8 protein-coding genes and 1 pseudogene are annotated in these 11,814 nt (G+C 43.8%); 4 read left to right on the top strand and 5 right to left on the bottom strand.

Features of this window, described 5'->3' with window-relative positions; translation table 11 throughout:
- The 4 genes and pseudogenes from QUA42_RS05105 to QUA42_RS05090 form a co-directional block, all read left to right on the top strand.
- Nucleotides 1-1,039, top strand: a pseudogene (locus QUA42_RS05105) (hypothetical protein); the annotation flags it as partial.
- A 51-nt stretch (nucleotides 1,040-1,090) separates the two neighbouring features.
- Nucleotides 1,091-2,347 (top strand): glycosyltransferase, encoded by a 1,257-nt coding sequence (locus QUA42_RS05100; protein WP_333135682.1) that lies wholly within the window; start codon nucleotides 1,091-1,093, stop codon nucleotides 2,345-2,347.
- A gap of 67 nt (nucleotides 2,348-2,414) precedes the next feature.
- Nucleotides 2,415-3,668, top strand: coding sequence for a glycosyltransferase (locus tag QUA42_RS05095; RefSeq protein ID WP_333135680.1), 1,254 nt, complete (start codon nucleotides 2,415-2,417; stop codon nucleotides 3,666-3,668).
- A 43-nt stretch (nucleotides 3,669-3,711) separates the two neighbouring features.
- A complete protein-coding gene (locus QUA42_RS05090; RefSeq protein ID WP_333135678.1) occupies nucleotides 3,712-4,917 on the top strand; it encodes a glycosyltransferase in 1,206 nt (401 codons plus the stop codon).
- Nucleotides 4,918-4,947: 30 nt separating this feature from the next.
- On the opposite strand, the gene QUA42_RS05085 is transcribed toward QUA42_RS05090, so the two are convergent.
- The 5 genes from QUA42_RS05085 to QUA42_RS05065 form a co-directional block, all read right to left on the bottom strand.
- A complete protein-coding gene (locus tag QUA42_RS05085; RefSeq protein WP_333135676.1) occupies nucleotides 4,948-5,928 on the bottom strand; it encodes a DUF4214 domain-containing protein in 981 nt (326 codons plus the stop codon).
- 10 nt (nucleotides 5,929-5,938) lie between these two features.
- A complete protein-coding gene (locus QUA42_RS05080; RefSeq protein WP_333135674.1) occupies nucleotides 5,939-6,199 on the bottom strand; it encodes a DUF4214 domain-containing protein in 261 nt (86 codons plus the stop codon).
- Between the two features lie 93 nt (nucleotides 6,200-6,292).
- The gene (locus QUA42_RS05075; protein ID WP_333135672.1) at nucleotides 6,293-8,971 is read right to left on the bottom strand and encodes a tetratricopeptide repeat protein; all 2,679 of its coding nucleotides are present in this window, start codon (nucleotides 8,969-8,971) and stop codon (nucleotides 6,293-6,295) included.
- 561 nt (nucleotides 8,972-9,532) lie between these two features.
- A complete protein-coding gene (locus QUA42_RS05070; protein WP_333135671.1) occupies nucleotides 9,533-10,138 on the bottom strand; it encodes a 50S ribosomal protein L25/general stress protein Ctc in 606 nt (201 codons plus the stop codon).
- A gap of 183 nt (nucleotides 10,139-10,321) precedes the next feature.
- Nucleotides 10,322-11,659 carry an adenylosuccinate synthase gene (locus QUA42_RS05065; RefSeq protein ID WP_333135668.1) on the bottom strand — a complete coding sequence of 446 codons (1,338 nt, stop codon included), beginning with the start codon at nucleotides 11,657-11,659 and terminating at the stop codon, nucleotides 10,322-10,324.
- Between the last annotated feature and the right edge of the window lie 155 nt (nucleotides 11,660-11,814).

Below are 11,814 nucleotides of genomic sequence, written 5' to 3'. Positions count from 1 at the left end.
TGAATTGGAACAATCCCAAGCACTACAGCACCAAACTCAGAGTGAATTGGAACAATCCCAGTTACAACTCCATCAGATTCAGAGTGAATTGGAACAATCCCAAGCACTACAGCACCAAACTCAGAGTGAATTGGAACAATCCCAGTTACAACTCCATCAGACTCAGTGCCAGTTGGAACAATCCCAAGCAATCGAGCAGCAGACTCAGAGTGAATTGGAACAATCCCAAGCACTCCAGCAGCAGACTCAGAGTGAATTGGAACAATCCCAGTTACAACTCCATCAGATTCAGAGTGAATTGGAACAATCCCAAGCACTCCAGCAGCAGACTCAGAGTGAATTGGAACAATCTCAGTTACAACTGCATCAGACTCAGAGTGAATTGGAACAATCCCAAGCAATCCAGCAGCAGACTCAGAGTGAATTGGAACAATCCCAGTTACAACTGCATCAGACTCAGAGTGAATTGGAACAATCCCAGTTACAGCTGCATCAGGCTCAGAGTGAATTGGAACAATCCCAGTTACAACTGCATCAGACTCAGAGTGAATTAGAACAATTCCAAGCACTACAGCACCAAACTCAGAGTGAATTGGAACAATTCCAAGCACTCCAGCACCAAATTCAGAGTGAATTAGAACAATTCCAGTTGCAACTGCATCAAACTCAGAGTGAATTGGAACAATCCCAGTTACAACTGCATCAGACTCAGAGTGAATTGGAAAGATTAAAGTTTTCGCCAGCTAGGGTTAGAGAAACTGAGGTCAAAAGTCAGATGCAGTACAAAGACTTATTGTGGGAGGGGTGGTACGCTTATTGCAAAGGCGATAGGGTGGGGATGGCTAACTTTCTTAAAGAATCGTTGAAGTCTACGCCTTTTTCAACAACAGAAACAGTTTTGAACTGGTTAGAAAATTTTGCTAGGTTTTCGTCAGAAAAAGGAGAGATCCTCGATACCAATACCTTAGTTAACTCACCAGAATGGAAAGAATTGATGCGTCGTAGCATTAATGGCAAAACTGCGCTAACCATCCATTAGTAAGAGATGGCAAGCAATCTATGATTACAAACTCAGCAAAAAGCAAGACGAATGTTAAATCATCAACTAAATAATTCTTTGGGTGTAAATTTAACCGGTCATATAACCGGTGATTTTGGGCTAGCAGAAGCCGCTAGAGGAAATCTCAGGGCCCTAGAAGCAGCCCGAATTCCCTTTGCAGCTAAGGATCTGAGAATAGATTGGCTACCCAACTCCGATACCAGCTACAAAAAATTTTCCGACGACAATCCATATCCAATCAATATAGTCCAAACCAACCCCAATTGGGTTGAGCAGATTTTAGCAGGATACTTTCCGGGGATTGGTTCTGAATATTTCAAAGGCAAATACAATATAGGTGTCTGGTTGTGGGAACTGCCTGTTTTTCCCTCTGAGTGGCAATGGGCCTTTGATTTATTTGATGAAATCTGGACTACCAGTAATTTTTGTGCAGAAGCATTTTCCGCTGTCTCCCAGGTTCCTGTACTCAAAATTCCTGTTAGCCTCGCTTTCCCGCAACCATTATTAACAAGAGAAAACCTCAACTTACCCAAAAACAAGTTTATTTTTCTATTCATGTTTGACTTTGGCAGTTCCTTTGAACGGAAAAATCCCTTTGCCACTGTTGACGCATTTAAACGAGCTTTTGGTAAATCTAATCAAGATGTTTTACTGGTTCTCAAGTTTGCTAATGCTCATCTTTTTCCGCAACGCCGACAGGAACTAATTGATTTGGCTGAGGGTTGGTCATCTCTTCAGTTTATAGACGGACATTTGCAAAAAGCAGAGATTCATGGTTTGGTTAATAGTTGTGACTGTTATGTGTCTCTACATCGGGCTGAAGGATTCGGTTTAACAATGTCGGAAGCCATGTACTACGGTAAACCAGTAATAGCCACCGCCTATTCATCTAATATGGAATTTATGAATGTTGGCAATAGTTTTCCGGTGAAATACGAACTGGTGACAACTACTGAAGATTATGGAGCTTACCCGAAAGGTAGTGTCTGGGCGGAACCGGATATAGATCATGCTGCGTCTCTCATGCAGTCTGTATTTGAAAATTATCAGGAAGCTCAGAAAACCGGAAAAATAGCAGCCAAGGAAATCAGGTCTTTATTAAATCCTCAAGCTGTAGGTATAAAAATCAAAAATCGCCTTGAATTTATCATGGCACATCTCAATCATACCCAGTTGTCAAATCGGTTCCATGAACTTCAGACAGAAAGAGATCTATTGGCTCGCCAAGCTCAAGCTTGGAGACAGACAGCATTGCAGGTACAGAAAGAGTTAGCAAAATACTCTTAATTTCAACCACAATAGCACTTAGTTGTCAAGCATTTATTCTAGATATTTCTTAAGTAAAAGACGAACAATGTTCAATCAAACAATAGATTCTCATTTCGGCATCAATTTTATTGGACACCTGAGCGGCGAATATGGTCTGGGAGAAGGTTCGAGGGCCACTCTCAGAGCGATCGAAGCGGCTGGAATTCCCTTTGCACTCAAAGATATTAAAGTAGATTGGCATCGAAATTTAGACAACAGCTACACAAGTTTTTCAGAGCAAAATCCCTATCCCATTAACCTGATCCACACTCTGCCAGAACCCGTTGTTTTCAACATGGTTGATCGCGAATGCTTTAAAGGTCGATACAATATCGGCTTCTGGGCGTGGGAACTGCCGCTATTTCCTCCAGGGTGGCTGTACGCTTTTTCTTTCTTTGACGAAATATGGACTTATAGCAATTACTGCGCTGAAGCTATCGCGCCCGTATCCCCCGTCCCTGTGATTAAGATGATGTCCAGCCTTGAATTTCCCGAACCGTCATTTGAGAGAGAAGCATTAGGATTACCCCAAGACAAATTTATTTTTTTGTTCATGTTTGACTTCCACAGTACAATAGGTCGCAAAAATCCCTTTGCTACTTTGGAGGCATTTAAGCGAGCTTTTGCTCAATCGAATGAAGATGTCTTACTGGTACTCAAGTTTTCTAATGGCAACTTTTTCCCCAAAGAACGAGACAAACTCAAAGCGCAAGCAGCAGGCTGGCCAGTTCACTTTATAGACGGGCACTTAAAGAGAGAAGAACTTCATGCTTTAGTTGCCAATTGCGACTCCTATGTTTCCCTGCACCGGGCAGAAGGTTTTGGTTTGACAATGGCGGAAGCGATGTACTATGGCAAACCCGTAATCGCGACTGGTTACTCATCTAATATGGAATTTATGAATGTCGGCAATAGTTTTCCAGTAAAATATAACATAGTGACGTTGACCGAAGATTATGGGCCTTACTTTAAAGGCAATTACTGGGCAGATCCCAGTATCGAGCATGCAGCATCATTAATGCAATATGTTGTTGAAAATCCCCAAGCAGCCCAGCAAGTAGGAGCAAGAGCAGCTCAAGAAATTAAGTCTTTACTGAGTCCTCAACTTCAAGGCATCAAAATTAAAAATCGGTTGGAAATCATTAGAAACAGAATGAACCAATCTACAAACTGGTCAACTCGTATCCATCAGATGCAGCAAGAGACGGCTTTGGCTCACTCCCAAATCCAAGTTTGGCGCCAGACAACACAGCAAGTTCAATCTGAACTAGCGCAATACCAAAGGCTTGCTAAGACTTGACAAATTTGATTTACTGTAGATATTTTTGATTAGGAGTTCAATCATGTTCAATAACACAAATTTTAAGTTTGGAGTTAATATTATCGGTCATGTGAGTGGCGAGTTTGGTTTAGGCGGGGGGGTGCGAGGCACAATCAGAGCCATAGAAGCAGCTAACATTCCTTTCACAATCAAGGATATGAAAGAAGATTCGCAACGCAACTTAGATTCTACATACACCAATTTTTCCAGCCAGCACTCTTATCCGATTAATATCGTCCATACCAATCCTCACGAGTCCTTGTTGAATTGTATCGAGCCTGAGTTTTTCAATAATCGATATAATATTGGTTTTTGGATTTGGGAACTTCCCGTATTTCCAGATTTTTTTATGGGAGCTTTTAATCGATTTGATGAGGTGTGGACTTACAGTAATTACACCGCTGAAACCATTTCCGATGTCTCGCCTCTTCCAGTTGTGAAATTACCGCCTAGCATTTATTTACCGCCCAACGAATTGGGCAGAGAAGCTTTAGGATTACCTAAAGACAAATTTATTTTTCTGTTCATGTTCGACATGGGTAGCGGTTTTGAGCGAAAAAATCCTTTTGCTACCATTGAGGCGTTTAAAAAAGCTTTTGGGAAGTTTAATGAAGATGTTTTACTGATTATTAAGTTTCGGCCTCATCCTTATTATCAAAATCAGTACGATCAACTAAAATCAATGACAGAAGACTGGCCATCTATTCAACTTATCGAAGGGCATTTGAGCAAGGAAGAAGTTCATGGCTTAGTAGATAATTGTAACTGCTATGTATCGTTACATCGGGCTGAGGGTTTTGGTTTGACTATGGCGGAGGCAATGTATTACGGCAAGCCAGTTATAGCTACCGCCTATTCATCCAATACCGATTTTATGAATGTCGGCAATAGTTTTTTGGTGAAATACGATTTAGTGGCAACTACTGAAGCTTACGGACTTTACCCAAAAGGTAGTATCTGGGCTGAGCCGGATATCGATCATACATCTTCGCTTATGCAGTATGTTTTTGAAAATTATCCGCAAGCACAGCAAGTAGGAGCGAGAGCAGCTAAGGAGATTAGGTCTTTATTCAATCCAGAGATTATTGGTCAAAAAATTAGACATCGCCTGGAATATATTATGAGGACAATAGAAGAAAAAAAGTTGTTTGAATCGCAAGCTCAAGCTTGGAAGCAAGCGGCGCTGCAAGCTCAGAGAGAACTAGACAGAGCAAGGCTTCAATTTTGATATTAGCAACTGTCTGGCATCAGGTATTATTTATTGGGCGTCTTCTGAGAAATTAGCCGACAAATCTTCCGCTCGCATACAGCAAATGTAGAAACAATAAGAATTATCTGGATTATCATTTAACAGTTGGCTGTGAAGAAATTCATGGTTAAAAGTTTCCTTGTTTGAGGTTTCAATCGATTGTGAGAGATCAATAATACCCTTCGTCTCCACTATTTTGAAATTATGCTTCTCCAAAAGCTTGCACAAATCATCGAAATAGTATTCTAGCTTGTGTTCAGGATGAATATAATTATTGGGAAACTGTAGCTTGGTAGCTTTCCTATTAGGAGTGTCAAGAGCAAACTTACCACCAGACTTTAACAATTTATAAACTTGGTCAAATAGTTGTTCTGCTTCTTCTGTGGTGATGTGTTCGATTGACTCTCCGGACCAAACTAAGTCAAAACTACTTTCTTGAAAGCAGCTTAAGTCTGTCATGCTTCCATAAACATATTCAATATTGCAATTTTGGTGCTTAACCTTTATTGGCCACTCTGGCCCTCGAAACATCATTTTATCTGGCGGAAAATCTCTAATATATAAATTTTCTGGAAGATGAGGATAGCCGAGCTGTAATAGAGCTCCTCTTTGATCTGATGCAGAATAACCTCCCAAATCTAATATCGCATTAGCAGGGGGTAGAAGTGTTCTAACCATTTTCATGCGAGCACTATGAAGTTTATTCTCCAAAATAGAGTTGATGTTTTCTTCAGTAAAGCCATGATTGCTACCTTCTTCACCTGTCAGCCTTTGTTTAAATTCATGCGCCTCAACCATTTTTTTTATAACAGTAGCTCGAGACGCACCTGTATTGAGTTCGTTTAACCAACCTTCCAGCCCATCAGGATCGGCTTCCCGCTCAAAGATTACCCAATATGCCATCCAGAGATAACTTTTGTCTCTCTTAGCATGAGCGGATAAAGTACTTTGGATACTTTCTTGCAGACGTTTTTCTTGTTCCGGTTTCATTGAACTTCTTTTAATTTGGACTGGTTTCTAAGTTTTTTACACCTGAAAGGCGTTCTTGAAATTCCTCTGACTCAACCATCTTTTGGATGATATCAGCTCGATTCAAACCAGCCTTGATATCGTTTAACCAACCTTCTAATCCATCCGGGTCAGCTTCCCGCTCAAAGATTACCCAATAGGCCATCCAGAGATAACTCTTATCGCTTTTAGCATGAATAGATAAAGTCTTTTGGATATTTGATTCTAGACGCTGAGCTTCTTCCGGTGTCATTTGGGTTTCTCTAAATTCGATTGACTTTGGTAGTGTAATAATATTGATTATCCGACATTACACTGCGAAATGTATACCAAATCGCAGTCTAAATTAGAAAATCTTTGGTTCTAGCTCTAAGGCGTGACGGTAACAAGAACTCGCCTCATCTATTTGCCCTTTCTTAGTCAATACTTCCCCTAAATTATAGTGGAACCAAGAGAAATCTGACTTAAGTTCGATCGCGCGCCGGTAACAAGCGATCGCTCCCTCCAAATCTCCTTGATGTCGCAGCATATCTCCTAAATTGTTGTGGATATATGGATCGTCAGGTTTTAACTCGATCGCGCGGCGGTAACAGTTCATCGCTTCCTCCCGCTGACCTTTTGCACTCAAAGCATCCCCTAACAATTGGTAAGGTTTATACTCATTTGGTTGAACCTCAATAGCGTGGCGGTAACAAGCGATAGCCCGATCTGTATCATTCTTTTGCGCGAACAGCCACCCCAACTGCAAGTGCGCCTCACCACATTCGGGATTTACTTGCAACGCCATTTGATAAAAGACGAGCGCCCCATCCGGCCAATTGTGACGCACCAAAGCATCAGCCAACTCAACATAAAGGTCAGCATCATTCGGCGCAATCTCCAGCGCCTTGTGATACAACTGCACGTCATCACGATTCTCCTGAATCGCGCGCCGGTACAAACGCATCGCCTCCTTCAAATCCCACTGCGATCGCATCCTCAAAGCATCAGCCAACTTTTGCGAAAGCCACGGCAAATCAGCCTGAATTTCCGCAGCGCGGCGGTAAGCGGCGATCGACTCATCCCACCGTTCCAGCTTCTCAAAAGCCGTTGCCAGGTTGTAATAAGTCCACGGAAAATCTGGATTTAACTCGGCCGCGCGTCGGTAAACATCGATCGCTTCCTCCCACCTTTCCATTTCTAGCAGCGCGTCGCCCAATTTGCTCTGCGACCAGAAGAAATTCGGATTAACTTCGTTAGCACGCCGGTAGGCAACAACTGCCTCATCCCAACGTTCCAAATTCACCAGCGCTTCTGCTAAATTGTTGTGCGCCCAAAAATGATCGGGATTGAGTTCGATCGACCTTTCGTAAGACGAAATTGCCTCTTCCCACCTTCCCAGTTTAATCAGCGCATCTGCTAAATAGTTGTGGGACCAACTGAAATCTGGATTTAATTCTATAGCCTTGCGGTAAGCATTTACAGCTTCTTCCCACCGTTCCAACTTCAGCAACACATCTGCTAAATTGTTGTGAGACCAGCTAAAATCTGGATTTAATTCTATAGCCTTGCGGTAGGCATTTACAGCTTCTTCCCACCGTTCCAACTTAACCAGCGACTCAGCTAAATTGTTGTGCGACCAAGAGAGATCGGGATTATTTCTAATAGCATTACTGTAAGCATCTACGGCCGCTTCCCACTGTTCTTGATTTCTGAGAATTTCGCCCAATTCATGATAAGCTGCGCCAGCATTTGGGTTCAACTCAACCGCGCGTCGGTAACACTCAATTCCCTTATCTACCTTACCTTGCTCGATCAAAGTTTTGGCTAAATTCTCGTGTTCCTCAGCGGTGCCGGATTTGGGGTCTATCGCAAATGCTCGATACCAAGCCTCAGCCGCCGCCTCAGACTTCCCTAACTGCGTCAAAAGTTTTGCAAAATTGCGAAAAGCACCGGCAAAATCCGGTTTCAGGGCGATCGCCTTTTCGTAAGCTGAAACCGCTTGCTGCCACTGTTCTTGCTGCGCGCAAATGCTGCCGTAATTAGCGTATGCTTCGGCAAAATTTGGGTTAATTTCTATTGCTTTGACATAGCAACTTTTAGCTTCATCAATTTTGCCACCAGCTTGCAGGGCGTTGCCCAGCATTTTGTAAAGCGGCGCTTCCGGCTTAATTTGCAGCGCCTTTTTGCAAGCTGCGATCGCCTGTTCCAATTTGCCTTGAGCAAAATAGCCTTCTGCCAGTATTTTGTATGCTTCTGGATCTTCTATATTAATTGTAGAATTAACTGGCTGCTGCACTGGCTGCTGCACTGGCTGCTTAACTGCGGTTGCTGCTGGCTGCTGCTTAACTGCACCGTTTTTCGCAGTGGCACCCGCTAAAGTTTGCTGTCCCTCGCTGCCATTTCTCGCATTAGCTGCGTTCAGTTCAATAGCTTTGCGATAATATGCTGTCGCTTCTTCTAACTTGCCTTGTTTTTTGAGCGCTTCGCCCAAATTTTGGTAAGCAGTCGCCACATTAGGATTTAATTTTATGGCGCGATCGTAACAAGCGATCGCTTCGGGGAATTTTTCCTGCCGAAAAAAAGCGTCGCCCATATTCAAGTGTTCCCCAGGCGCTACTTTTTCCGGTTCCAAACTAAATGCTTGATACCAGCACTGCTGCGCTTCTTCCGGTTTGCTAATTTGTCCGAATACTTTTGCTAAATTCCGGTAAACTCCCGCGAAATTCGGCTTAATCGCGATCGCCTTTTGATAAAATCCGATCGCCTCCTGCCATTTTTGCTGCTGCGCGCCCAGGCTACCCAAATTCGCATATACTTCCGCAAAATTCGGTTCTATTTCAATCGCTTTAGCGTACCAGTGCCGCGCCTCTTCCATCCTGCCTTGAGCTTGCAGCGCGTTGCCCAAAGTCTTGTAAGCCGGTGCAAAATTGGGGTGAATCTTCAAAGCTTGCTCGCAGGAGGCGATCGCTTCTTCTACTTTTCCTTGGGATAAGTATATTTCTCCCTGTTGGTTAAATTGAACCGCTGTTGATTCTGTATTCACTGTTGATGGCATATGGGCGGCGGCTCCAGAGGCAGGAATTGAATAGGGTAGTCAAAACATTTCACAATTATACTCGGGTTTGACACTAACATTACCGGACTTGTTCCCCCAACTCTTAATTTTTTTGACTTCGGGTGCTATCGATAAACCGAGTTTTCCGATGATTTTTTTGATTTGACTGCTAAATATGTAATAATCAGCCAGAAACCTGGCTGATTTGCGCGCCAGTGGCGACTTTTGTAGCTCCTGGCGATCGCCCGTTTTGTAAAGCAAAGTAAACACGGCCGGTTCTTGCTTGTGGGAGGCTTTCTTGTGGACTGGGCAAGGGAGATTGCACCCTTTTCTATAGGCTTTTTACGGGCGGGCTAGAAGCCCACCCCACAACACAACAAATTCACTTTTTGTGGAACAGGCCGGAAAGCCTGTTTTTGAGAAGGGTGCAAGATGTGCGATCGAACCCAAAGGAGAATAGCCTTTTTAGCAAAAAACGATCGCCCTTTTGCGAGAAAGCGATCGCCCTTTTTTTTCAACAATTAGTTAACAACTATTAGCAATTACTAATCAAGCTGCTGCGTCTGCGTCTGCTTCTGCGTCTTCTGCTTCAGAACCTGCTTGAATTCCCAGCACGGTAACAACCACCTGATCTGGTTCGCCGAGAGCTACCACTCCCGCAGGCAAAACTAATTCGTGAATGTGCAGCGCATCCCCAACCTTTAAATTAGAAATATCTACATCAATTCCTTCAGGAATGCTGTCAGGTTTGCACTTAACTGCTAGTTGCGTCAGCACGGTATCCAAGATGCCGCCTTCTAACTTGACGCCCACAGCTTCGCCGACAAAATTCAGCGACACTTCAACTTCCAGACTGTCTTGAGTTGCCACGGAGAAAAAGCTCAGGTGGTAAGGATAGCCCTTCCAAGGATGAACTTGAACTTCCCGGAGCAAGGTTTTTCCGCTCCAAGAGAGGTCGGGAATGCTGAGGTCAATTAGGGTATTGTTGACTACGTGCTTTTTGAGCAGGTTTTCAACTGTTTTGGCTTTGATGGTAAGGGAAATGGATTCAGAGCCTTTGTGGCCGTAGAGGACGGCGGGAATCAATCCAGAGCGGCGGAGGGCGTTAGGTTTGCTGCCTTCTGCCCGCTTTTGACATTCTACTGCGAGTTCCATTTTATGACTTTCTGTTGATTGTTTTTACATTTTATCAAATTTATGCTACAGCGATCGAAGTTAATTAAATTCGCTGAATATTTGATAATAATTGGGAATTGGGAATTTGGCTATTCTCCGAATCTCGGTCTCTTCAACTCACCCAATCTCCCCATCAATATTTCCCAATCTAAAATCTCAAACCTAAAATGGTTTGGCGGGATGGCCGTCTGCCGAAAGCAAAGCCCGTTTCGGGCCGTGAATAGGGTCTTCTACAATAATAGTTTGGTCGCGGCTGGCACCGAGAGAAACAATTGCGATCGGCACTTCCATCAAGTCTGCCAAAAACTTTAGATAATCCAATGCTTGCGGCGGTAAATCTTCCAAATTCCGGCACTCTTCCGTAGACTGTTTCCAACCGGGAACGGTTTCGTAAATAGGTTTGCAGCGAGTAAATATCCGGGAACTTTTCGGGAAATCAACACAGCGTTCGCCGTCAATTTCGTAAGCAACGCAAACTTTAATTTCTTCTAATTCATCCAAAACATCTAGTTTGGTAATTGCCAGACAGTCAAGGCCGTTGATGCGGACTGCGTAGCGACCGATTACCGCATCGAACCAACCGCAGCGGCGTTTCCTGCCCGTTGTGGTTCCGAATTCTGCACCTCGCTCGCCCAAAATTGCGCCTATTCCATCTACCATTTCGGTAGGAAAGGGGCCTTCTCCGACGCGGGTTGTATAAGCTTTTGCTACGCCAATTACGCGATCGATCGCTGTTGGGCCGACTCCGGTTCCCACACAAGCCCCACCAGCGATGGGATTGCTCGAAGTAACGTAAGGATAAGTGCCGTGGTCTAAGTCTAATAATGTGCCTTGCGCGCCTTCAAACAGAATATTTTTCCGCTTGTGAATTCCCTCATAAATTTTCAGGGAACTATCTACTACGTGCGGTCGCAAACGTTCCGCATAAACTCGATATTCATCAATTACATCTTGCGGATTTAAAGGCGGCAAATTGTAGAGTTTTTCGAGAAGGACATTTTTACAATTAATCGTCCATTCCAGTTGTTCTTGCAACCCTTCCAAGTCCATTAAATCGAGCATCCGAATGCCAGTGCGTTCGGACTTGTCGGCGTAAGTAGGGCCAATTCCGCGTCCCGTCGTCCCGATTTTATAATTTCCCCGCTGGGTTTCCGATGCTACATCAATTAATCGATGATAGGGCATGGTTACGTGAGCAGTTTCCGAAATCATCAGCGAGGCCGTTGAAATATTCAGTGCCTCTAGCTGATCTAACTCTGCAATTAAAACTTTAGGGTCGATGACCGTACCGCAGCCGATAATACACTCTTTATCAGGGTAGAGAATCCCAGACGGAATTAAGTGCAGCTTGAAAGTCTGACCGTTAACTACCACGGTGTGACCCGCGTTGACGCCCCCTTGGTAGCGGACAACGATATCTGCGGATTTGCTGAGCAAATCGGTAATTTTGCCTTTTCCTTCATCGCCCCACTGGGCGCCGATCACAACTACGTTAGCCAAGGGTTTCTCGCGTTCAGTTCAGGTTGACACAATCTCCGATTATCTATGAATGCGTCCCAAATGTCAATCAATTTTAGATTTTAAATTTTGGATTTGAGATTTGAGAGGCTACGCCACGGATACATTGGTTCGCAGGTCGATCGGCTAGGCAAATT

The organism is Microcoleus sp. Pol11C2 (genome assembly GCF_036701505.1).
GTDB lineage: Bacteria > Cyanobacteriota > Cyanobacteriia > Cyanobacteriales > Microcoleaceae > Microcoleus.
This window is presented reverse-complemented; position numbering and strand designations above follow the sequence as displayed.

Excerpts from the sequence above, each read along its gene's own strand:
- QUA42_RS05090 (WP_333135678.1), top strand. The coding sequence starts at position 3,712 with ATGTTCAATAACACAAATTTTAAGTTTGGAGTTAATATTATCGGTCAT.
- QUA42_RS05070 (WP_333135671.1), bottom strand. The coding sequence starts at position 10,138 with ATGGAACTCGCAGTAGAATGTCAAAAGCGGGCAGAAGGCAGCAAACCT.
- QUA42_RS05095 (WP_333135680.1), top strand. The coding sequence starts at position 2,415 with ATGTTCAATCAAACAATAGATTCTCATTTCGGCATCAATTTTATTGGA.
- QUA42_RS05085 (WP_333135676.1), bottom strand. The coding sequence starts at position 5,928 with ATGAAACCGGAACAAGAAAAACGTCTGCAAGAAAGTATCCAAAGTACT.
- QUA42_RS05080 (WP_333135674.1), bottom strand. The coding sequence starts at position 6,199 with ATGACACCGGAAGAAGCTCAGCGTCTAGAATCAAATATCCAAAAGACT.
- QUA42_RS05100 (WP_333135682.1), top strand. The coding sequence starts at position 1,091 with ATGTTAAATCATCAACTAAATAATTCTTTGGGTGTAAATTTAACCGGT.